This is a genomic window from Bradyrhizobium shewense, from assembly GCF_900094605.1.
Classification (GTDB): domain Bacteria; phylum Pseudomonadota; class Alphaproteobacteria; order Rhizobiales; family Xanthobacteraceae; genus Bradyrhizobium; species Bradyrhizobium shewense.
Window position 1 is genome coordinate 1 of the sequence record NZ_FMAI01000021.1, and the last position, 20,788, is coordinate 20,788.

Consider the following 20,788-nt stretch of genomic DNA (forward strand, 5'->3'; position numbering starts at 1 on the left):
CTCGAGGTCATAGACACCCGTGGCCTCGAAGACGACCAGCACGTTGCATCGCCAACGCGCCGCGATCTGTGTGATGGCCTGCGGCGCGTTGGCGATGCGCTCCGGCACGCCTAAACCGTCATCGAAGATATCGAGGTGTTGTTTGGAGACGTCGATTCCGACGCAACGAGCGGGTATGATCACGGTGCCTGTCCCTGTGATGCGAGGTCTGTTGGCGCAGCCTCGTGCAACTGTTCAGGTTGGTAATGGAACGGGCGGGAGACCGAGCCGGCTCACGGCGTCAAGCGCCAAGGACCCAACGGCTTCCCGCCCAACCCCATCCTGACAGACTTCCAAGACACAGGGACCCATACCGCGGAATCTATCCGGCGAGATTGGTCGCGGTACCGGGCGCTCAATCTTCGTCAAACTGCTCCCTGGGGTTATGGGTCCCGGCGTTCGCCGGGACGACACCGATGTTGTGGAGCACTGCTGCGATCTCATTGGCATGATCGCACCCGCGCACCACTAACCCCCCATTCACCATGACGCCGCGCCTGTCATTCGAACGGACGCCTCGTACTGCGTGAATCTACGGGGCCGCTGGCCGACCGGATAACGCCGCGTTCACCATCTGCCGAAAACCAGCATCGCGGCCGGCCGGCGCGTTCGGCCTTGCAACACCCCTTATACTTTTACTCCCTACTCATCGACACGGGGGAACCCGCCAGGTGCGGTTCGAGTGCCCCGCGTAAGAGTAGAAGCGTATGAATACCGCACGCATTGTCGTTCTCGTCATCGCGCTGGGCGCCGGCGGTGTCGCTGCGTATCTGGCGAGCGGCTTCGACAACAAGCCCGCGCCCGTTCTGCCCGTCGCCGAGAAGCTGCCGACCGTCGAGGTCCTCGTCGCCAAGTCCGACATCGGGCTCGGGCAGGCCGTAAAGCCCGACGACCTGCAATGGCAGGCCTGGCCGGCAGCGACCGCGAGCAGCGCCTTCATCCGCCGCGACAGCAGGCCCGAGGCGCAGACCCAGATCGCCGGCTCGATCGCCCGCGTCCCGCTGATGCAGGGCGAACCGATCCGCGAGCAGAAGCTGGTCAAGGCCGACGGCTCCGGCTTCATGGCCGCGATCCTGCCCGCCGGGATGCGCGCGGTTTCCACCGAGATTTCAGCCGAGACCGCCGCTGGCGGCTTCATCCTTCCGAATGACCGCGTCGACATCGTCCTGACTCGCCGTCTGAAGAACCCCGACGGCGCCAACAACAACGGTCCGACCGGCGGCAACGACCTCGTCCTGTCCGAGGTCATCCTGACCAATATCCGCGTGCTCGCGATCGACCAGGCGCCGAAGGAGAAGGACGGCCAGAACGCCGTCGTCGGCAAGACCGTCACGCTCGAGCTCCGGCCCGACCAGGTCGGAGTCCTCGCAGCCGCGCGCCAGGGCGGCACGCTCCAGCTCGCGCTACGCAGCATCGTCGATGCCAACGCAGTCGACGGCACGCCTGAGGACCAGGGGATCAAGCGTGCGGGCGGCGTGAACGTGATCCGTTACGGGGTGCAGGCACGGCAATTGACGTCACAGAAGTGATGATGGGGATAGCATGAACTACGGGGATGATCGGATGGGCCTGCGCCTTCGGGGGAAGCGCACGCGCTCGTTCTGGACGGGGACGATGCTAATGCTGGGGCTGCTCGCAGCCCCAGACCTCGTCAGCGCGACGGATGCGCCGGTCGGCGACCAGGCGCCGATGCAGGCACCGGATCTCGGCGTGTCTTCGGTCGCGACCATCGCGTCGGCGAAGACGCGCTTTCTCTCGCTTGGCGTCGGCAAGTCCGTCGTTATCGATCTGCCGCGCGAGGTCAAGGACGTGCTGGTGGCCGATCCCAAGATCGCCAATGCAGTGATCCGCTCGGCCCAGCGCGCCTATATCATCGGCGGCCAGGTCGGCCAGACCAACGTCGTGTTCTTCACCGCCGACGGCCAGCAGGTCGCCTCCTATGACATCGCAGTGAAGCGCGACCTCAACGGCATGCGCGCGGCCCTGCGCCAGTCGCTGCCGGGCGTCCAGATCGAAGGCGTCGGCGACAGCGTGATGCTGACCGGATCGGTGTCGAGCCCGGTCGAGGCCCAGCAGGCCGGCGAGGTCGCCGCAAAACTGGTCGGCGGCTCGGACAAGGTCGTCAACAGCATCGTCGTGCGCGGCCGCGACCAGGTGATGCTCAAGGTCGTCGTCGGCGAAGTGCGCCGCGACATCGTCAAGCAGCTCGGCGTCGATCTCAGCGCCAGCCTGAACGCCGGCACCGCGGTGGTGAATTTCAACAATTCCAACCCGTTCTCGGTCTCGGGCGGGCCGATCGTCGGCAGCAACGGGCTCGGCGTCGCCGGCCTCGCCAAGGGCGTCGCCACCGTCAGCGCCACCATGCGCGCGATGGAAAGCGCCGGCGTCATGCGCACGCTCGCCGAACCGAGCCTGACCGCGATCTCGGGCGAATCCGCCACCTTCATCGCCGGCGGCGAATTCCCGATTCCGGCGGGCTATTCCTGCGATCCGGTCACCCACGTCTGTACCACCCAGGTCACCTACAAGAAGTTTGGCATCTCCCTGAACTTCACCCCGGTCGTGCTCAGCGAAGGCCGCATCAGCCTGCGCGTGATGACCGAGGTCTCGGAGCTGTCGAATACGAATTCGATCACGTTGACGCAGGCGGTGTCCTCGACCTCGAGCAACTCGATCACCATCCCCTCGATCCAGACTCGCCGCGCCGAGACGACGCTGGAAATTCCCTCGGGCGGCTCGATGGCGATGGCCGGCCTGATCCAGCAGCAGACCAAGCAGGCGATCAACGGCCTGCCCGGCGTCGACCAGGTGCCGATCATCGGCGCGCTGTTTCGCAGCCAGGACTTCGTCAACAACGAGACCGAGCTGATGGTGATCGTGACGCCCTATGTGGTGCGCGCGGTCGCCCAGAAGGAATTGGCGCGGCCCGACGACGGCTTCGCGCCGGCCTCGGACGCGCAGACCGCGCTGCTCGGCCGCATGAACCGCCTCTATGGCATCGCGCGTCGCGTCGATCCGATCGCCGGCGCGCCCGGCGATTTCGGCTTCATCATCGACTGAGACGAACGGACGGCTGGGGAACGGGGCGGGATTTGGGGCAAGAGGGGATGAAGCGATGACGAAGACGACAGCCGATCGACGTCGCAATCTGGGCGTCGCGCTGGCACTAACGGGACTCTCCGTCATGCTGGGCGCCTGCAACACCACCGGCGAGATCGTCACCCAGACGGTGCCGACCGACTATCGCCAGCGCCACCCGATCGCGGTGCAGGAAGGCAAGAAGTCGATCGTGATCTTCGTCGGCAAGGCGAGGGGCGGCCTGTCGGCCGCGCAGCATTCGGACGTCGCGGGCATCGCCCGGGACTGGGTGCGCGAAGGCACCGGCTCCGTCGTCGTCGACGTTCCCGTCGACAGCACGAATTCGCGCGCGGCGGCTGCGACCTATCGGGAAATCCGTTCCGTGCTCGCATCCGGCGGCGTGCCGTCGCGTGCCATCGTCCAGCACCCTTATCGCCCCGAGGATCCCGGCCTGCTGCCCACCATCCGCCTGAGCTATTCGAAGATCGCCGCGGTCGCCGGCCCCTGCGGGCTGTGGCCGGAAGACCTCGGCCCCAACATCCTCGATCCCGGCTACAACGAGAACCGGCCCTACTTCAATCTGGGCTGCGCCAGCCAGCGCAATCTCGCCGCGATGATCGACAATCCGGCCGACCTCGAGCAGCCGCGATCGGAGACGCCGGCCTATACCGCGCGGCGCGACATCGCCTTTGATCGCTATCGCAAGGGCACTGCGATCTCGACTCCCAATTCCGAGGCCGACAGGGCCAAGCTCAGCGACACAGGCAAATGACCGGCATCCACGACGAAGAAGCGGACGATCCGCAGCACCCCGAGGAACACATTGCGCCGGTTCCCCGCATTTCGGTGCAGGCCTTTTGCGAAACCGAGAAGACGCTCGCCGCGGTAACCGCGGCCGGGCAAGATCGCCGGCTCGCCAAGGCGCACCTCACCGCCAAGGACGGTGGCCTTGCCGCGGCGATCGAAGTCTATGAATCGATGCCGACGCCGAACGTGATCGTGATCGAATCCGACGGTACGCGCGACATCCTCGAGGGACTCGACGACCTCGCCGGCGTCTGCGACCCCGGCACCCGCGTGGTCGTGATCGGCAATCCCAACGACACCGCGCCCTATCGCGAGCTGGTGCGCCGCGGCGTCAACGATTACGTGGTGGGGCCGGTCGAAACGCTCGACGTCGTCCGCTCCATCTGCAGCCTGTTCTCGGCCTCCGAAGCCATCATCACCGGCCGCGTCATCGCGGTGGTCGGCGCCAAGGGCGGCGTCGGCGCCTCCACCGTCGCGCACAATTTGGCCTGGACCATCGCGCGTGACCTCGCGCTCGATTCCGTCGTGATCGACCTCGACCTCGCTTTCGGCACCGCGGGCCTCGACTACAACCAGGACCCGGTGCAGGGCATCGCCAACGCGGTGCTGTCGCAGGACCGGCCGGACACGGCGCTGATGGAGCGCCTGCTCTCCAAATGCACCGAGCGCCTCAGCCTGCTCGCGGCGCCTGCCACCCTCGACCGGGTCTATGATTTCGGCGCCGAAGCTTTCGACGCCGTGTTCGACACGCTGCGCATGACCACGCCCTGCATCGTGCTCGACGTTCCCCACCAATGGTCCGGCTGGACGCGGCGCGCGCTGGTGAACGCCGACGACATCGTGATCGTGGCCGAGCCCGATCTCGCCAATCTGCGCAACACCAAGAACATGCTGAGCGTGCTGAAGGCGGCGCGGCCGAACGACCGGCCGCCGCTGTACTGCCTCAACCAGGTCGGCATGCACAAGCGCGCGGAGATCGAGGTCAAGGCGTTCGCCAAGACGATGGAAAGCCAGCCGATCGCGGTGATCCCGTTCGATTCGAAACTGTTCTCGACCGCAGCCAATAACGGCCAGATGATCGCGGAGGTCTCCAAGAGCCACCGCACCACCGAGCTGTTCCAGAACATGGCGAACCGCCTCGCCGGGCGCGGCGAGGTGAAGAAGCCGAAGCGCTCGCTGCTCGGACCGCTGCTCAAGAAGCTGAAGGGCAGATCAAGCCGCAACTCGGCGCCGCATCGCAAGGCGTCGTAACCGTACACCAAAAGGGGCGGATTACTTGTCCGCCCGCTGCTGCTTCTTCGCCAGCAGCTGCCGCAGCGCCGCCACCTTGGCCGCGGCCTGGTCCGGCGGCAAATCCGCCTTCACGAGGATTTCGGCCTCGGCCTCGCGGCCCTGCAACCCCAGCACGAGCGCGAGATTGGCGCGGACCCGCGCATCGTTCTGATTGCGCTGATAAGCGCGGCCGAGCACCTGTTCGGCCTTCGGCAGATTGTTTTGCAGCATATAGGACAGGCCGAGATTGGACAGCACGGTCGGCTCGTCCGGCACGATCTTCAGCGCCGCGGCATAATATTGCTGCGCCTCCTCGTTGCGGCCGAGCTGATCGAGCGCCGCACCCTGCGCCGACAGGATGCGCCAGTCCGGATCCTCGGGCGTATGCGCGCGGCTGAGGACGTCGAAGGCCTGCTGGAAACTGCCGCTGTCGGCGAGCGCGCGGCCATACCCGGCGAGCAGCGCCTTGTTGCTGGGATGAGCGAGCACCGCCTGCTCCATGACCGCAACCGCCTGCGCGCGCTGGCCGGTCTCGCGCAGCGCCTTACCGTAGGCGAGCGCAACGTTGGGATCACTGGGCTTGGCGCGATAGCGCTCGCGCAACGCGTCCATCTCGGGCCTGGCGTCCACCTTGACAGCCGCTTCCGATCTGACGCCGAGCGCGCCGGTCACATCCTCGATGCCGGCGGTCTGGCAGCCACCGAGGACGAGCACCAGGAGTGCGGGAAGCAGCAATCTCGCCCGGGGAGAGGCGAGGGACGAACGCTTGGACATACTCTGATCACTCGGCAACTGATCAGAGATGCTTACCGATTAACGCTAAAGTCCCGTTAAGGACGCGGCCTGTGAGATCTTAGTCGGTGAACTCGGCACCGAATTCGCAGCCGATGCGCCATCGCAGGCGGCATTGGCGGGAATAATCAGGTGCGAAGATGATGGTGAATTGCGGCGGCACTTCCAGGAATTCCGCCACGACTTTCACGCCGCCATCCGAAATATCCGTGATCGTGCAGTCCCGCGGCAGGGAGCCCGCGCCAAAATGGATCTTGGCGAGCCGGCTGCACATCCGACGTTCGCTTCTCCGGCGATTTGCAAGCATTTGAACTGTTCACCCGTTGACCACGGCCCATCCCGCAAGCGTAGGAGTAGCTGACATTTGTTGGGATGTGCTGAGGACAGAAGCTGGCATTCGAGGCTTAGTGTCGGCGTGGCGTTTACGATTGGTTAGGGCTTGCTGGCCCTCCGGGATTGTTCCCGTATTGTTCTTGCGGAAAGGGCCGGGCTCTGCTACCCCTAATTGTGCGAGAGGGGCAGGCTGGTTTGAGCATGGTTCAACGGGTTTCCACCGTCGCCTTTGAGGGGATCGAGGCCCGTGCGGTCGACGTGCAGGTGCAGGTCGCGCCGGGCTTGCCGGCGTTTGCGAAGGTGTTGACTATTAACCCAAGATGACTATCAGTCGTCGTTGCGAAAATTTTTTTCGTCGGCGATCAAGATATTGAAACCATTAGCTTATTCGTACCTAAGAATTTCGACTGACCTGCAACAGAAAGGGCACGGCCGGAAGAGGCAGCTGGAAGCCTCCCGGGCATATGCCGAGGCGAACGGACTTGAGTTTGCCGAAGGCGGTGAGCTTGAGGACATCGGTATCTCCGCGTTCAAGGGAGCAAACGTTCGCGAAGGTGCTCTCGGTGGGTTTCTTGAGGCGGTTCGGTCCCGACGCGTTCAGCCGGGTTCGTATCTGATCGTTGAATCTCTGGACCGACTGAGCAGGGAGCAGGTCCTCGCCGCTCAGTCGCTCTTCCTCGGCATCATTCAAGCCGGGATCAATCTCGTTACCCTCGCGGATAATCGGGTCTACCGTGCAGGGAAGACCGATCTGGGCGACCTGATCATGTCCCTCGTGATCATGAGCAGGGCACACGAAGAGTCTCAGACGAAGAGCCTGCGACTTTCTGCCGCGTGGAAGAACAAGAGGGCAGCAGCCGCCAGCCTGAAGCCGATGACGAAGTGGTGTCCGGCTTGGCTTCAACTTGCTGACGACAGAAGCGGCTACGAATGCATTCCCGATCGGGTCCAGATCGTTCGGCAAATCTTCAGCGACAGCGCGGATGGGATCGGCGTCTACAAAATCGCACATCGTCTGAATCAGTCGAGTACGCCGACCTTCAACGATTCGGACGGTTGGCATCAGTCCTACGTCGCCAAGATTCTCGCAAACCGAGCTGTCATTGGCGAATTTCAGCCGGCCGTTCGGCGAGACGGTAAGCGAACGATCGAAGGTGAGCCGATCGAGGACTACTTTCCCGCCATCATCGACAAAGAACTCTTCTATCGCGCCCATCAAGCGAAGGCGCAGCGACAGCGCAATGGCGCTGGCCGAAAAGGTAAGGCGTTTAGCAATCTGTTTTCAGGTCTTGCGACATGCGCGTATTGCGGCGCTTCGATGACCTATGACAACAAAGGGAGCGGTCCCAAAGGTAATCAATATCTCGTCTGCACAAATTCAAAACGACGACTTGGGTGTCAAGGCAAGCGGTGGAAATACACCGACTTTGAGGCGTCGTTCCTGGCTTTCATCACCGAGATAGACTTCGCTAGTATTGTAGATGCAGATGAGCGATCGACAGCGCAAAGTCAGCTGAGCCAGAAACTCGCGTCCCTAGAGGGCGAATTGGCAAGCGTGATCGCATTGATGGATAAGGCGTTTGCGCTTCTGGAGACCGGCGCTCCGCCAGATTTCGTGTCGACTAAACTGCAAGAAATGCAACTGCGCAAGGAATCGCTGGCAGCAAGTGTCGCTGCCTCTCGCGCAGCGCTGGAGGAGATGCAATCCAGTCAGCATAGAGCGGCCGAAAGTCGAGATGAAATACAGAGTTTGGTGAATAGGCTTCGCGATGCGAATGACCCAGATCTTTTCGACTTGCGAGCCAAGATCGCATCGCACCTCAAGGCGATGATCGAAACGCTGACAGTTGCGCCGCAGGGGAGTCGGCCCCGACTAATGAGAATTGCTACCGAAACGCTGACAAAGTTTGGCGGGGATGCTGCCAACGTCGCCCATTATATTGCACGCCGGGGCCAACAGCCGGAACAGACGCATCGTTATTTCGCCGTCGGACTGCGCGATAGCCGCGTAAGGATTGTGTTTCCTGATGATGAAGAGCCCCTGAAATACCGTCAGCAGGTCATTGCAACGGACGACGGCATCGAACGCGTGACAGGTTGACAGTGGGCTCAGATACTCAGCCCTTTGAGGTGGCCTTCCGAGTCAGGGGATGACGCTGTTCGTCGATCCCGAAGACCCGGCGAAGTTAATTCAAAAGGTCAGTGGGAAGCCGCCAGATTTTGGAATGCTTGATGCTGAAGGCGCGGTTGTCCAACTGCCAGCCGACGAATCAACTCCGGACGGGAAATAGAATTCAAGTAGGCCGCTCAGAGAGGCTATCGCCAGTTTGAATGATATTGAGAAACGTCTCGATCGTAGATGCGGCGTGACGAAAAAAGCAGATGGATTGGAAACTCTGGAGTATCAATAACGAGCCCTATGAAGGGGCTGAAGGCGCCGCCTCCTCGAGGACGCGGCGCCTTTCGGTTAATTATCCACGAATTATGATGTCGATGGAATCCGGAGATACATCGTACTTCCGCGCCAGAGCTTCCTTCGCATCCTTGATGGACAAGGCGAGCTGAGGCTGTCCGCTTGGTGGCTTGGGCGGCGGTTCGAGCGGCGGTACCGTAGAGCCGGTAGACGGCCGAACGCTTAATGGCTCAGTCCATAGAGCGTCTTTCAGATAACCGTCGCCCTCGCCCCGAAAGTTGCGGCCCTCTTCGTGGAAGGGCGCAAGCCAGCTCTGCCCTCCTTCGGAGTTGCCGGATGCTTTCAAAGCTTCGCGGTTTGCCGTGAACGCTCTGAGCAACGTTTCCTGGTCGTAGAAACTCAGCAGCCATTCAGCACTGCCGAGGCTTTTGGGCGCCACGACAGCAATAAAATCGGTGTCAGACAGTCCGCTGAATCCTCCGTCTTCCGTCGGTGCAAATGAGATACGGCCGTTGGATTTGGATGAGCTGAATTTTATTACACAGCGCGCCGGCTTGCCTTCGTGGTTGAATATTACTCGCTGGCCGGCTGGAACTCCCTGCACGGAAATAGGCTCAAGTTTGCCTCCGTAGCGGCGAATAATAGCTTTGTGGGCCGCACTGATAGCCTCCTTCTGAGAAATAGTCATCTAAAGCTCCCTCTGCAATATGTCTGCCCGATTACCCTGAGCCAACGAAGATAAGATAGCTCGTCGCGCCAGATAAAGCAATAGCTATCTGATAAGATCGACGTTATTCCATTGATAGCTTCCAACCGGGTCTCATTTGCCTCCCGACGCCCCAGACGCAGCTCCCGGTGGGACACCAGCGGGCAAAAATCGCTATGCACCAGCCGCCGGCGCGTTGACAGGCTGTTGAGCTCCCATGCCCGCTGGTGGCCGAAGGCAGCTTGATGCCTCACGAAAGTATGCCGACGAGAATGGCCTGGAATTGGTCGACGACCCCCGACCTCCACGACCTTGGTGTTTCGGCCTACCGGGGAAACCTCGCATCCGGCTTGGACAGTTTCTGCCTGCCTTCGGAGGGAAAAATCGAATGTGGCTCGTACCTGCTGGTCGAGTCGATCGATCGGCTAAGCCGGCAAAAAAGCGCCCCGGTCAGGTCGCGGAGCTGATCGAGCGCGTGCGGGCCGCCAAAGGTGGAGACGTGTACAAGCTCCGAACTCAGATCGCATCGAGACTGCAATCGTTGATCAGCGAGATGCGCCTGACCGTGGACCCTGACACTCAGCGCTTTGAGGTGGTCTTCCGGGACGGCCAGGGGATGACACTGTTCGTCGATCCTGAAGACCCGACGAAATTCATCCAAAAGGTCAGTGGGAAGGTTCCTGATTTCGACGTGCTTTCCGCTGATGGCACCGTTCGTCAACTGCCGGCCGAAGAAGAAGCCGAGGATGGCCTCTAGCCACTGAGCAAGTTGCCCTGCAAATTTCGTCTCGAACGTAATGGGTTTCTCAGCCTCCGTCGTGGCACATTGTTGCACTAACGGTCACACGGACAAGCAATTCACGGATTGCATCTGCAAGTATTGCCGCGACGCGGGGCGTGAGACGCGAGTGACGTGCCGAACGTTCATCCCACCAATGACTACCAAGTAGCCGAGCGGAAGCTTAAACATCGTTCGTAGGCTAGAGGATATTGTCTCCCTACCGCCCGCTCCTCCTGCACCTGCGTCGCGACAGTACCTGGGTGCACTGCCTTCCTTCGGCACGTCGGTGGATGGAAGCCGCCGCGCGACCGCGGTCTCCAATGCACCGGCTGTTTCAAATGTCGACCGATCAACCTGGGTGACCTCGATCAATTCGCGTGCTTGTCAATGTAGTCCAGTACGCCTTCCCTTGAGGGGTAAACGTCTGCGCGCGTGCCGAGGCTCTCATCCGCGAGCGAGTGCTCTCGTTTTAGGTGGTGGCTGTTCGGATCAATCTTCTCGAAGATTGCGTTAGCCATTACCTGGCGCTCCCATTCAACATAGGTAGCTAGAGTGTGATCAAAAACGTGGCTGATCTTGTCACCCGCGATGACGGGCAGACCTCTGCTGCCTGTTTTGGTCCTGCCGTAAACATCGAAAACAAAATGACGGAAGCTCGCTCCTGACAGACCCACGTGAGAGGTGATCGTCGGTGTGTTCGCGGGGTCCATGTAGAGCTTGTTCTTGCGACGGACGTCAGCCTTGCTGCTACCATCTTGGTTGGCCCACACTCTCTTGGCTTCGACCGCGAGGACAACACCTATCTGCGGATTCCACGCGAGATTGTCGATCTCATGAATCGAACTGGCAATCGAGATGCGCTCTCGCGCGCGGGCGATCCAGCCGGGCACTCTGTTTATCCAGTCGGCAAGATGATCTTCGATGCGCTGACCGTGCCAAATCGCGATGCTCTGTTTTTGACTGGCAAGAGCCACTGCTGGATGATTCCCGAGAAGCACGTCCGGGTTCGTCGGCTGCGACAGGAAGCGGTTGATTTCACCCCGCAGTTCGTTCGCTGTTTTGGCTAACTCTTGCGCCGTGAAACTCATTTGCGTGCTCGTTGTGAATGTACGGGTTCTGCGTCGAGAGGGATTGCGGCGCCAACGACCAGCGGAACATAGTTAGTTTCCCTAGCCCCATTTTGGGGTTGCTATAATGGCCTGGCTGCAAAAGCCACGTGACCCCTTGCGCCAATGGAGCATTGAAGTCGGCTTTGGACACGCACATATCGGTTGTGCACGATGCGGAAACGTATCTGGCGTTCTTGGCCAGAAACTCGCTCTCAAGCTGGTCAAAACTTTCCTTCGGCAGATAGCAGGCGACGAACCACTCGTCAGGAAGTCCGAGCTCGCGATTAATTGAGTTGTAGCCTACGTTTATGGCCCAAGGGTCTCGGCTTGGCTTGTCCGATGCGGTTTCTATTGAGCATGTTAGTTCGCAGGTAGTGTTCGTCGTGTCGGTCGCAATTGAGACGCGATCAAGGTCGATCGTCGCTTTCCCGAACAGTATTGTTCTCGACTCTGTATGGTCTTGGTCCAATCGAAACTTCCGTTCGATCCGCGCTAGCTCTGCGCTCAGATACAGCCAGCGTGGCGTTGGTACGAAAGCTTCCGTGGTCTCTTGATATGCCGGCTTACGTTGCGGTTCAGTTGCGTCGTCCATGTTCGTGTCGCCTGTTCAGTGCAGACCACTGCCAACGCAAAGCGATAACTCCACCGTCAGTTGGGTCCTTTAAGCCGAATTGCCTTTGCAAAGTCTTTTACAGACGAAAGCGGCTTAGTCCGGTGTAGAACGCGATGGCAGTTGGCGCACAAAATTGCCAGATCCTTCAGGTAGGTCTCGCGTGAACCGTTGGCGATTGGTTTCCGATGGTGGATCTCATAGCCAGCCAAGCCATGTTTTCCATATTGCTCTACGAGGTCAACTAGACACACTTCACACCGGATTGACCCTTTCCGTTCCAACTCGTCGAGAAGTTTCTCTTGCCTGAGGGCGGTGCTTCGTTCCCTCTCAAGATGAGTTTTCAACTGGCCATCACCCTCATCGGAGCTTATGGATCGAGTGTTTGAGTCATTGCGAAACTCAGCAACTGCGTACCCCGACTGAAATTCTTCGCCGTCGCCCCGATCCTTCCAAAGGACCTCGGGAATTCCTGCGCGACTGCTATCTCTGAATTCGAAGCTCATTTGCCCAAGGTAGAACTCTTGCTCTGTATTCCAGGCAGAATGTTCTCCCGTGTAGTCGAACGTGACGGACTTGCCGTTTACCGAGACGGAGCATCGTCCGATCCGAATCCATCCACGTGGCCCGACAATCGCATGTTCCAACAAAGGGGCAGAGACGCGTATGCAATCGTTTGGCAAATGATCATCATAACCCTTGCTATCGCCTTCGAGCCATTTGACGATAATCATTCGAATATACCCCCCTGCACCGCGTTTTGAGTGTCCGCACGGTTGCATAGAAGGTCCATAGATTACTGAACCAGCCGGTGCAGCAACTAAGGTCTTTTCCACAGGTATCGGGACGGTTTGATCGCATGATTCCCGGCACGGAGGATCCCTCGGCAACGATCAATCCGGGGGAAATAAAGAATCCCAAACAGGTCACTCAGAGAACTTAAATTCCCCCGTCGGAAAATTCACGGTGTCGGGTCAGGTAGTTCTTGACTGTCTGCGGATAGAATTTCCGCCCAGTCGCCGTCGTAATTCCCGCATCGTTCAAGTGTCGCGCAATCTCACAGTAAGATCGCCGCAATAAATCCTCATCCAATTTGGCCCTGAGTTGGGATGCAAAATCGTCAGCGTCCTTGCGATTCTTTGCGGCCAAATTCCTTCCATTTGATCCAAGAATTTTGCCTCGGCGTTTGGCTTCGGCCAAGGCTGCCTTCGTTCGCTCGGAAATCAACCTACGCTCTTCCTGGGCGAGGGCTGCGAATATATGCAGCTGAAAATCTGTAGCATTGGGCATCTCAGCACAAACCAAGCCAATGCCCTGTTCAAGAATGCCGGCGATGAAGCTGACTCGCCGAGAAAATCGATCAAGGCGCGCGATAACGATCTTGGCGTTCTCGCGCTTGGCCAGCTGAATGGCCTTTTGCAACTCGGTGCGTGAATCATCTTTGCCTGACTGGACGTCGCAGAAGTCCGCGATCAAAGTCCCTTCACCGGCTACAAACTCGGAAATCTTGCGATGCTGAGCTGCTAGGCCAAGTCCCGACTTACCCTGACGCTGAGTGGAGACACGAAAGTACGCGACGAATTTGATCATGATCCCTGAATCGCAATTAGTTTGGATCAGGGGTCCGGACTATTGTTCAGCAAGACAACGGACAGTGCCTCGTTCCGCATTCAAAATTAGCTTGGCGGCTCACCGCGCGAGTCGGGCTGACGTGCGAATGAGTTTCAACTAAGGTGACCTGCCATCGGCAATTTTCGAAACACTCCTCGCGAGCCGTGATGACCATTTCCAAATGCGAGCCAATTCAGCGTCGTCAACAATAGAGCCGCGCGACGAGCATCTGATCCTAAGGCTCGGTAACTGAACAACCGCATAATCAGCCCTGCACAACGCCTGTTGCCCGGCCCTTAAGCCGGGCTATTTGCGTTATGGCTCTGGAATCACACGCCTTCTGTGCCGTCAGCAAACTAACTGAGCGACCACAGCAGAATCTTCTGGACTCCGTATATCGTGTAATTTAGAGGGAATTACATCGATCAATTGAGGCGGTACACGTAACCGCAGGAGGAGCCAGATGCTGGATCAGACAAACAAGGAAGCTTCTACGGCGAAGGCTGCAAAGCGTCAAAAGTTCGTTGAGCTAGCCGAAAGTCGCACTGTTAATGCCATCAAAGCAATCCGTATAATCGGAAAGCTGGGCAATAAAAACGCCTACCAGTTCGACGACTCGGACGTTCAGAAGATCGTCCGGGCGCTCAATAAAGAGGTCGATGCGCTGAAAGCGCGGATGTCCTCGACGGGTGGCAAAGAGTCAGTCGATTTCAAATTAGACTGATATTTCAATGGGGTGGGAGGGCTTTAATGACCAATGGTCAGATTAGGGACTTGTGTATCGCGCTGCTTCATGCCGAGACCGAGGACGAAGTTATCGAGTTGCTCACGAAGCACGGGTACTGGGACAAGCCTGAACTCTGGCGCCACTACGGCGATCTGGAAAACAACTGGGGGCAGGGCGGCAATCAGCAGAGCCTCGCCGAGGCCGCGCTTGTCGAAAAGATCGTCAATTCGGTCGATGCCCGCCTTATTAATGAGTGCCTGGTCAACGGCGTGGACCCCAAGGGCCAGGACGCCCCCAAGACCATCCGCGAGGCCGTTGCCCGCTTTTTCGAGAGCGGCACCGGCAAGAAGCTGGCGACCGGCGGCTTGGTCGAGGACTGGAACGACGAGAAAATCCGGGAGGTCGCGCAGGGCATCACGCTCTGCGGCACCGGCACCCGGCCGGTCATGAACCTGACCATCGCCGACTGCGGCGAGGGCCAGACCCCGCGCAAGATCCCGCTCACGATCATGTCGCTCAGCAAGAGCAACAAGATGTACATCCCGTTCGTGCAGGGCCAGTTCAATCAGGGCGGCACCGGCGCGCTGCGGTTCTGCGGCAAGCACAACATGCAGCTCGTCATCAGCCGCCGTAACCCGAAGCTGCTCGGCTCCGACCCCGATGACGGCGACAAGAACTGGGGCTTCACGGTGGTTCGCCGCGAGCGTCCCGAGGGCGGCCGCAAGAACTCGATTCTCTCCTACCTTGCACCGGTCGGCGTCGGCACCGAGCACCCCGACCGCAAGGGCGACATCCTGTCGTTCGCCTCGCCGAGCATGAAGATTTTTCCGGACAAGGAGAGCCCCTATGGCCGCGAGTCGACCTACGGCACGGCCATCAAGCTCTATGACTACAAGTATCTCGGCGAGCGCTCGAACATCATCCGTGGCCGCAGCATCCTGAGCCGCCTCGATCTGCTGCTGCCGGAGATCGCGCTGCCGATCCGGCTCTACGAGTTCCGCAAGAACGCGCAGGGCAAGTATCTCGACCCCGGCAGCCGCGAGACTTCGCTGAGCGGCCTGCGCCGCCGCCTCAACAACACGACGAACGTCGAGGAAGGTTTCCCGATCCGCATCCCTTTTTCGCCGTCGGGGGAGCCGTTGTTCGCCACGGTCTACGCGTTCAAGCAGGCCGGCACCGCGCGTGACGATGATGAAGAAGACGAGGCCGAGACGAAAAAGAAGAAGCTCGGCGGCCTGACGCGCTACCGCAAGCGCGAGGGTGTGCTGTTCGTGCGCAATGGCCAGACGCAGGGCACGCTGCCGAAGGATTTCTTCCGCCGCGACACGATGAAGCTGAAGACCATCGCTGACGACCTGCTGGTGTTCGTCGAGTGCGACCAGATGGGCGACGAGAACCGGGAAGACCTGTTCATGCCGTCGCGCGACCGGCTGACTGAGAATGATTTCAAGGTCGAGCTGATCGAGGTGCTAGAACAGACCCTGCGCAATGACGACACGCTGCGGCAGCTCCGCAATCAGCGGCAGAAGGAGATGATGTCGGACAAGCTGAAGGACGATAAGCCGCTCGCAGACAAGCTCCAGAATCTGATCAAGAGCTCTCCGAATCTGACCGCGCTGCTCCAACTCGGGCAGCGCATCACGGCGCCGTTCAACGCCAACCCGACCGGCACGCAGGAAGAGAAGCCGTTCAAGGGCGAGGTGTACCCCACCTTCTTCAAGGCAAAGGGCACGTCATACGGCGAGCCGCACAAGCGCGACTGTCCGATCAATTACCGGATGCGCCTGACCTTTGAGACCGACGCCCGGGACGATTACTTCAGCCGCCGCATCGAGGCCGGCAAGTTCTCGATCATATGGATCGATAAGACCGGCGCGGAGCACAAGGTGTCGATTGTCGGCCCGAACCTGCGCAGCGGGTCGGCCAGCGTCATGGTCACGCTGCCGGAGGGCGTCAACGTCGGCGACATCTTGTCGATGGTGGCCGTGACGGAGGATTCCCGCGCCACCTTCAAGAACAAGATCGAGGTGAACGTCCGCCCCTGGGCGGAGCATCACAAGGGCGGCGGCACGAAGAAGAAGGACAAGAACCCCGACAACAAGAAGGGCGATGAACGCGAACGGCCGCGCCAGCTCAGCACGCCGAAGATGGATCCGGTCTATCGCGACCGCTGGGAGAAGTTCAAGTTCGACGAATACACCGCCATGAAGATGGACACGGAGTACGACGAGGCTGATAACGAAATTTCGGTGTTCCGCATCAACATGGACAACACGCCGCTCTTGAACGAGATCAAGCAGCGCCGCCTCAACGACGAGAACGCGCGCAATCAGTTCATGTACGGCAACGTCCTCGTCGGTCTCGCGCTCCTGCTTCAGGACAAGGACAAGGGAGAGCCTGGTGCCGATGCGCCGCCGCAGGAGAAGGTTGAGGATCGCATCTACGCGATGTGCCGCGCGCTCGCGCCGTTCATGCTCTCGCTGACGACGCTCGGACAGGAAGACCTGTCTGATGGCGAGCAGATCGACGGCCTTGAAGCTGCGACGGGGTGAGGTCGGCCTTTTTATGTAGCAGGACGACTTCTTTACTTCCCGGCGTGGCGCCTCGCTGATCGCTGTACCAGCGGCGGCCCGGCACCTCGCGCCATAAACGCCCGTCGCCCTCATGCTTGAGGTCCGAAAGGAAAACCTCGGCGAGGCCTGCCTGCTTCATCGCTTCGAGGTACTTCGGGAGCTGCCAATGAGCTTCTGAAAACGCAAGCATCTGCACAAATGTAGTCTTGCGGTCGGCAAGAGCGGCTACCGAGGACATCGTTGCTTTGATATTGGCGAAGTACGTGGCGAGTTCAGGATACTTCCGGTCGCCCATGGTGTAGTAGCTGCCGCCTGCGCCATCCAGCTTGTTCGCGATCATGAACGGCAGCGGCGCTTCTTTGCCGCCATCGACTTGCCAGCGGTGATACAGCACATGTACGCCTGGATATGGCGGCGAAGTCACAACAAGCCGAGGGGCACGGATATCGCAGACGGACGGATCATGTTCGAGGCCCGCAGCATTCCGGCGCAACACCGTGACACGATTGCGACCGTTCTCTTTGACCGCGGCTCGGAGCTCACGAGCACCGCATAACATCTCTTCGGCGTATTCCTGGAGGGCTTTACGAAAGTCGTCGATGGCTGGCTGGTGCTTCCTGCCATCCAGCGCCCATTGGGCCGTGCGCAGCACGACGCACCGGCCAAATGAAACCATTCTGGGCTTTTGCAGCTTGACGGCTGATGCAAGCGCTTGATCGATGGCTTTGCGCAGCCGCCAGCGCGACGGGTCGTCAAGATGCTTGTAGTAGCCGAGTGCTTCGTAGTCTTCGAAGGTCACGGAGGGCCGGTGAATGTCTATCCGTGCGGGCAGCTTGCCAGCCCAGCGTTGTAGCGTGTCGAGATCGGCCTCTGAGAAGACGGTGCATTTCACCGACGCGACGAACTCGGCCAGCGTGCTGATGTCCACACCGACCGCTTGGCGGCCTGCCGCCAACGCTTCGACGAGCGTCGTGCCGCCGCCGACGTGGGGATCGAGCACAACATCGCCTGGTTTGCTGAAGGTCTGGATAGCCATCTTCGCGAAGATTGGCGAGAAACGGGCGGGATATTTGTAATAGCCGTGCGTGAGCCCGCGCACCGGCGACGCGTCGCGGGCGCCATCGATCAATGCAGCCTGCTGCTCGCTCGGCAGGTCCAGGTAAGAACGTTTGCCCGATTCATACATCGGTAACCATAAACGACATATTTGGTTAATGCCGTCTTACCGGGCGCATCGTCCTACGAAATGGGGGTCGACTGGGAAGAGGATGGGTGGGCCGCTAGGCCACGACGTGACGATACGGAAGCCAAACAGGGCCAAATTCGCGCAACTCATTGATCAGACTCAGTTGCACGTCTGCTTCCCAAGCGATGAACCGAGAAGCTTAAAACATAAACCAGCGTTTATGTTTGACGGTCCTCAAACAAGACTCAAAACCCAACGTTTTATTTGCTTCAGACAGCGGACATTCCCGTTGCCTTGATCAATGTCGCAGATGGGCCCAGGCTGTGTGTGACGCCTGGCGCGATTCCGGCTGTCTTGCTGGAGCTGCATACTCTAATGGCCCTTCACGCAAGCGACCGCACTTGCGGCGATCGCCTCGCGTCGAGTGAATAGGCACCAGCCCCCAAAGCGACAAACGCCAGCGAACCACCGACTATCGCCATGTTCTTCATGAAATGCTGGAACTGATTAAAGTCGCTGAGTTGGAAGTGCCCGATAAACGCCGAGACCAAGATGTAAATCGCCAACCCGAGAGCTACGAGCCGGGTTTGATAGCCAACCAACATCAGCAAGCCACCCGCAATCTCGACGATGATGGCAAGCAAGGTAAACAGCGAAGGTGCTGGAAGGCCAAGTGAGCCCATATAGCTCGTGGTGCCGGCAAAGGCGGTTATCTTGCCATAGCCGAACAGAAGAAACATCGATGCATACAGAATGCGACCGACGAGTGCCGCATAATCACTGCGGTTTTCAAGATAGGTCATGGCGCGTCCCTCCTATCGCGTGCGACTATCTCCAAGACCATTGCTAGTCTGGAGGGCGCCGTGCTCCCTCCATCTTATCCGCGAAAAACTGACGCGTTTTCTTGGACGAACTCGGTAACGGTTCGTGGCGGCCGTCCAGTGATCTCGGCGACAGTATTGGTGATTGTCACGGTTTTTCCACCCGCGCGCTGATAGGCACCGATAGCCAGCACGCTCTCGATGACGGCGGGCGGAACGCCCTCTCGAACGCGGCGCGCCCGAGCCTGCTCTGGAGTTTCATCGACAAACCGCAGCTCCTTCCCGATTATTTGACCGATAATCTCTGAAGCTTGCCGATATGAAATCGCTTCGCTTCCCGTAAGCACATAGGTTTTGCCGAGGTGTCCCGGTTGAGTGAGTGTGACAAAGGCGACCGCTGCCACGTCACGCGGGTCGATGTACGGAATTTTGCCGTCGCCCGAAGGCGAGTAGATGGCTCCCTCCGTTCGGACGTATTCGGCCTGGGCAAGAAGGTTCAGCATGAAGTGGTGAGGTCGGAGCATCGTCCAACCCATCCCCGACTCTTTCAGTTCCTGCTCGACCTGGTAGTGCCATCGCCCAATGGGAGCCTTTGAGTGGCCCGATGCGGCGAAAGCCGAGACCTTCACGACATGGGCAACGCCAGCGGCGCGTGCTGCAACAATGGCGTTGTGCTGCAACTCCACCATGTCTTCGTAATAGTGGGTGAGCAGGAATAGGGCGCTGGCACCCTCGAAAGCCGCTTTTAAGGTTTCTGGTCGCGCCAAATCTCCGACAAAGTATGTGATGCCCGGCAGTTTTTGCGCTTTGTTCGAGTTGCGGACAAGTGCACGTGCGGGGATCCCCGCTTGGGAGAGTAATCGCAGAAGTTCACTCCCAATGACGCCGGTACCGCCGGTCACGAGAATCATAGTTCCCTCCTCATTCGCGGGTGCGCGGTGATCCAGGGGACACGGGCAGTGGTTCCCAATGGTCTTGGTCAATTACGTATTCGATAGCTCTGAAGCGAACCTCAATTGCGTCCTTTGATTTACATCAAGAGTTCCTGCTCTGACGCACCCAAACAGGAGGCATTCATGTGAAACGGCGTGCAGGCTAGTGAAGGAGGATCCGATGCGCCTCAAGGATAAGACCGCGATCATCACCGGTGCGGCGAGCGGCATCGGAAAGCAGATTGCGATCGCATTTGCGCGTGAAGGGGCAAATGTAGCGATCGCCGACCTCGATCAGCGGGCCGCTGAAGCGACCGCCCGCGAAATCGACCCGAGCCAAAAGCGCTCGATCGGCGTCGCCATGGACGTTTCGGACGAGGAGCAGGTGGAAGCCGGAATTGCGAAGACGGTCCAGCATTTCGGGAGGCTCGACATTCTTGTCAGCAATGCAGGCATTCAGATCGTGGCGCCGGTGGTCGACTTCGAATTCGCCAAATGGAAGAAGATGCTTGCCATCCATCTGGACGGGGCGTTTCTGACCACTCGCGCCTCCCTGCGGCAAATGTACAAACAGAAGAGCGGCAGCATCATATACATCGGGTCGGTTCATTCGAAGGAGGCTTCGAAGCTCAAGGCGCCTTACGTTGCCGCCAAGCACGGCCTGCTTGGACTGGCACGGGTCGTTGCCAAGGAAGCAGCCGAGCACGGTGTACGCGCGAACGTCGTCTGCCCCGGCTTCGTCCGCACCCCTCTGGTCGATAAGCAGATTCCCGAGCAGGCAAAGGAACTCGGTATTACAGAGCAGGAAGTCATCGATAATGTGATGCTGAAGGACACGGTAGATCACCAGTTCACCAAAGTCGAAGATATCGCCGAGGCTGCTTTGTTCCTGGCTGCTTTCGAGTCCAACGCGCTAACCGGACAATCCATCATCGTTAGCCACGGCTGGTTCATGGAGTAGGAAGCGGGACACTACGGGAAATAGGCTCTACGATCGG

The 20,788-nt window shown here is 59.6% G+C and carries 20 protein-coding genes and 2 pseudogenes; 11 read left to right on the top strand and 11 right to left on the bottom strand.

Annotated elements, in window-relative coordinates; translation table 11 throughout:
- Positions 1 to 183: pseudogene (locus GA0061098_RS31165) on the bottom strand (IS110 family transposase); the annotation flags it as partial.
- A gap of 563 nt (positions 184 to 746) precedes the next feature.
- Here GA0061098_RS31165 and cpaB point away from each other — a divergent pair.
- The 4 genes from cpaB to GA0061098_RS31185 are packed head-to-tail and all read left to right on the top strand — an operon-like array spanning position 747 to position 5,175.
- Positions 747 to 1,568 carry a Flp pilus assembly protein CpaB gene (cpaB, locus tag GA0061098_RS31170; protein WP_091965311.1) on the top strand — a complete coding sequence of 274 codons (822 nt, stop codon included), beginning with the start codon at positions 747 to 749 and terminating at the stop codon, positions 1,566 to 1,568.
- 13 nt (positions 1,569 to 1,581) lie between these two features.
- Positions 1,582 to 3,099, top strand: a complete 1,518-nt coding sequence (locus GA0061098_RS31175; RefSeq protein WP_091965312.1) for a type II and III secretion system protein family protein — start codon at positions 1,582 to 1,584, stop codon at positions 3,097 to 3,099.
- A gap of 55 nt (positions 3,100 to 3,154) precedes the next feature.
- Complete coding sequence (locus tag GA0061098_RS31180; RefSeq protein WP_091965313.1) at positions 3,155 to 3,889, top strand: CpaD family pilus assembly protein; 735 nt, start codon at positions 3,155 to 3,157, stop codon at positions 3,887 to 3,889.
- Positions 3,886 to 5,175, top strand: coding sequence for a CpaE/TadZ family protein (locus GA0061098_RS31185; protein ID WP_091965314.1), 1,290 nt, complete (start codon positions 3,886 to 3,888; stop codon positions 5,173 to 5,175). The genes GA0061098_RS31180 and GA0061098_RS31185 overlap by 4 nt, the downstream gene beginning before the upstream one ends.
- Before the next feature lie 21 nt (positions 5,176 to 5,196).
- Here the strand turns inward: GA0061098_RS31185 and GA0061098_RS31190 are convergent, their stop codons facing one another.
- Complete coding sequence (locus GA0061098_RS31190; protein ID WP_091965315.1) at positions 5,197 to 5,970, bottom strand: tetratricopeptide repeat protein; 774 nt, start codon at positions 5,968 to 5,970, stop codon at positions 5,197 to 5,199.
- A 79-nt stretch (positions 5,971 to 6,049) separates the two neighbouring features.
- The gene (locus GA0061098_RS31195) at positions 6,050 to 6,295 is read right to left on the bottom strand and encodes a PilZ domain-containing protein (protein WP_091965316.1); all 246 of its coding nucleotides are present in this window, start codon (positions 6,293 to 6,295) and stop codon (positions 6,050 to 6,052) included.
- A gap of 227 nt (positions 6,296 to 6,522) precedes the next feature.
- On the opposite strand from GA0061098_RS31195, the pseudogene GA0061098_RS47500 reads away from it, so the two are divergent.
- The 3 genes and pseudogenes from GA0061098_RS47500 to GA0061098_RS45260 all read left to right on the top strand — a co-directional run.
- Positions 6,523 to 6,624: pseudogene (locus tag GA0061098_RS47500) on the top strand (ATP-binding protein); the annotation flags it as partial.
- 34 nt (positions 6,625 to 6,658) lie between these two features.
- Positions 6,659 to 8,422, top strand: coding sequence for a recombinase family protein (locus GA0061098_RS31200; RefSeq protein WP_245323708.1), 1,764 nt, complete (start codon positions 6,659 to 6,661; stop codon positions 8,420 to 8,422).
- Between the two features lie 49 nt (positions 8,423 to 8,471).
- On the top strand, positions 8,472 to 8,612 hold the full coding sequence (locus GA0061098_RS45260) for a hypothetical protein (RefSeq protein ID WP_165637715.1): 141 nt from the start codon (positions 8,472 to 8,474) through the stop codon (positions 8,610 to 8,612).
- A gap of 180 nt (positions 8,613 to 8,792) precedes the next feature.
- On the opposite strand, the gene GA0061098_RS31205 is transcribed toward GA0061098_RS45260, so the two are convergent.
- A complete protein-coding gene (locus GA0061098_RS31205) occupies positions 8,793 to 9,422 on the bottom strand; it encodes a hypothetical protein (protein ID WP_091965318.1) in 630 nt (209 codons plus the stop codon).
- Between the two features lie 406 nt (positions 9,423 to 9,828).
- On the opposite strand from GA0061098_RS31205, the gene GA0061098_RS31210 reads away from it, so the two are divergent.
- Positions 9,829 to 10,197, top strand: coding sequence for a hypothetical protein (locus tag GA0061098_RS31210; RefSeq protein ID WP_091965319.1), 369 nt, complete (start codon positions 9,829 to 9,831; stop codon positions 10,195 to 10,197).
- 392 nt (positions 10,198 to 10,589) lie between these two features.
- Here the strand turns inward: GA0061098_RS31210 and GA0061098_RS31215 are convergent, their stop codons facing one another.
- From GA0061098_RS31215 to GA0061098_RS31225, 4 genes are all read right to left on the bottom strand, one after another.
- Positions 10,590 to 11,309, bottom strand: a complete 720-nt coding sequence (locus GA0061098_RS31215) for a hypothetical protein (protein ID WP_091965320.1) — start codon at positions 11,307 to 11,309, stop codon at positions 10,590 to 10,592.
- Positions 11,257 to 11,922 carry a hypothetical protein gene (locus GA0061098_RS44165; protein ID WP_129590993.1) on the bottom strand — a complete coding sequence of 222 codons (666 nt, stop codon included), beginning with the start codon at positions 11,920 to 11,922 and terminating at the stop codon, positions 11,257 to 11,259. The genes GA0061098_RS31215 and GA0061098_RS44165 overlap by 53 nt, the downstream gene beginning before the upstream one ends.
- 56 nt (positions 11,923 to 11,978) lie before the next feature.
- A complete protein-coding gene (locus GA0061098_RS31220; RefSeq protein WP_165637716.1) occupies positions 11,979 to 12,674 on the bottom strand; it encodes an HNH endonuclease in 696 nt (231 codons plus the stop codon).
- Between the two features lie 205 nt (positions 12,675 to 12,879).
- Positions 12,880 to 13,530 (bottom strand): recombinase family protein, encoded by a 651-nt coding sequence (locus GA0061098_RS31225; protein WP_091965322.1) that lies wholly within the window; start codon positions 13,528 to 13,530, stop codon positions 12,880 to 12,882.
- A gap of 484 nt (positions 13,531 to 14,014) precedes the next feature.
- Between GA0061098_RS31225 and GA0061098_RS31230 the strand changes: the two genes are divergently transcribed.
- Both GA0061098_RS31230 and GA0061098_RS31235 read left to right on the top strand, forming a co-directional pair.
- Entirely contained in the window at positions 14,015 to 14,275 is a 261-nt protein-coding gene (locus tag GA0061098_RS31230; RefSeq protein ID WP_091965323.1) for a hypothetical protein, read from the top strand.
- Positions 14,276 to 14,301: 26 nt separating this feature from the next.
- Positions 14,302 to 16,830 carry a hypothetical protein gene (locus tag GA0061098_RS31235; protein ID WP_129590995.1) on the top strand — a complete coding sequence of 843 codons (2,529 nt, stop codon included), beginning with the start codon at positions 14,302 to 14,304 and terminating at the stop codon, positions 16,828 to 16,830.
- Here the strand turns inward: GA0061098_RS31235 and GA0061098_RS31240 are convergent.
- From GA0061098_RS31240 to GA0061098_RS31250, 3 genes are all read right to left on the bottom strand, one after another.
- Positions 16,748 to 18,037: a DNA methyltransferase gene (locus GA0061098_RS31240; protein ID WP_091965325.1), complete on the bottom strand. Its 1,290-nt coding sequence runs from the start codon at positions 18,035 to 18,037 to the stop codon at positions 16,748 to 16,750. The two genes, GA0061098_RS31235 and GA0061098_RS31240, sit on opposite strands and share 83 nt — an antisense overlap.
- Before the next feature lie 383 nt (positions 18,038 to 18,420).
- Positions 18,421 to 18,840, bottom strand: a complete 420-nt coding sequence (locus GA0061098_RS31245; RefSeq protein ID WP_091965326.1) for a DoxX family protein — start codon at positions 18,838 to 18,840, stop codon at positions 18,421 to 18,423.
- Between the two features lie 74 nt (positions 18,841 to 18,914).
- Entirely contained in the window at positions 18,915 to 19,769 is an 855-nt protein-coding gene (locus GA0061098_RS31250; RefSeq protein ID WP_091965327.1) for an SDR family oxidoreductase, read from the bottom strand.
- Positions 19,770 to 19,971: 202 nt separating this feature from the next.
- On the opposite strand from GA0061098_RS31250, the gene GA0061098_RS31255 reads away from it, so the two are divergent.
- Entirely contained in the window at positions 19,972 to 20,751 is a 780-nt protein-coding gene (locus GA0061098_RS31255; RefSeq protein WP_091965412.1) for a 3-hydroxybutyrate dehydrogenase, read from the top strand.
- The last annotated feature ends 37 nt before the right edge of the window (positions 20,752 to 20,788 follow it).

Excerpts from the sequence above, each read along its gene's own strand:
- GA0061098_RS31220 (WP_165637716.1), bottom strand. The coding sequence starts at position 12,674 with ATGATTATCGTCAAATGGCTCGAAGGCGATAGCAAGGGTTATGATGAT.
- GA0061098_RS31240 (WP_091965325.1), bottom strand. The coding sequence starts at position 18,037 with ATGTATGAATCGGGCAAACGTTCTTACCTGGACCTGCCGAGCGAGCAG.
- GA0061098_RS44165 (WP_129590993.1), bottom strand. The coding sequence starts at position 11,922 with ATGGACGACGCAACTGAACCGCAACGTAAGCCGGCATATCAAGAGACC.
- GA0061098_RS31225 (WP_091965322.1), bottom strand. The coding sequence starts at position 13,530 with ATGATCAAATTCGTCGCGTACTTTCGTGTCTCCACTCAGCGTCAGGGT.
- GA0061098_RS31215 (WP_091965320.1), bottom strand. The coding sequence starts at position 11,309 with ATGAGTTTCACGGCGCAAGAGTTAGCCAAAACAGCGAACGAACTGCGG.
- GA0061098_RS31230 (WP_091965323.1), top strand. The coding sequence starts at position 14,015 with ATGCTGGATCAGACAAACAAGGAAGCTTCTACGGCGAAGGCTGCAAAG.
- GA0061098_RS31250 (WP_091965327.1), bottom strand. The coding sequence starts at position 19,769 with ATGATTCTCGTGACCGGCGGTACCGGCGTCATTGGGAGTGAACTTCTG.
- GA0061098_RS31205 (WP_091965318.1), bottom strand. The coding sequence starts at position 9,422 with ATGACTATTTCTCAGAAGGAGGCTATCAGTGCGGCCCACAAAGCTATT.
- cpaB (WP_091965311.1), top strand. The coding sequence starts at position 747 with ATGAATACCGCACGCATTGTCGTTCTCGTCATCGCGCTGGGCGCCGGC.
- GA0061098_RS45260 (WP_165637715.1), top strand. The coding sequence starts at position 8,472 with ATGACGCTGTTCGTCGATCCCGAAGACCCGGCGAAGTTAATTCAAAAG.
- GA0061098_RS31180 (WP_091965313.1), top strand. The coding sequence starts at position 3,155 with ATGACGAAGACGACAGCCGATCGACGTCGCAATCTGGGCGTCGCGCTG.
- GA0061098_RS31235 (WP_129590995.1), top strand. The coding sequence starts at position 14,302 with ATGACCAATGGTCAGATTAGGGACTTGTGTATCGCGCTGCTTCATGCC.
- GA0061098_RS31210 (WP_091965319.1), top strand. The coding sequence starts at position 9,829 with ATGTGGCTCGTACCTGCTGGTCGAGTCGATCGATCGGCTAAGCCGGCA.
- GA0061098_RS31175 (WP_091965312.1), top strand. The coding sequence starts at position 1,582 with ATGAACTACGGGGATGATCGGATGGGCCTGCGCCTTCGGGGGAAGCGC.
- GA0061098_RS31190 (WP_091965315.1), bottom strand. The coding sequence starts at position 5,970 with ATGTCCAAGCGTTCGTCCCTCGCCTCTCCCCGGGCGAGATTGCTGCTT.
- GA0061098_RS31245 (WP_091965326.1), bottom strand. The coding sequence starts at position 18,840 with ATGACCTATCTTGAAAACCGCAGTGATTATGCGGCACTCGTCGGTCGC.
- GA0061098_RS31195 (WP_091965316.1), bottom strand. The coding sequence starts at position 6,295 with ATGCTTGCAAATCGCCGGAGAAGCGAACGTCGGATGTGCAGCCGGCTC.
- GA0061098_RS31255 (WP_091965412.1), top strand. The coding sequence starts at position 19,972 with ATGCGCCTCAAGGATAAGACCGCGATCATCACCGGTGCGGCGAGCGGC.
- GA0061098_RS31185 (WP_091965314.1), top strand. The coding sequence starts at position 3,886 with ATGACCGGCATCCACGACGAAGAAGCGGACGATCCGCAGCACCCCGAG.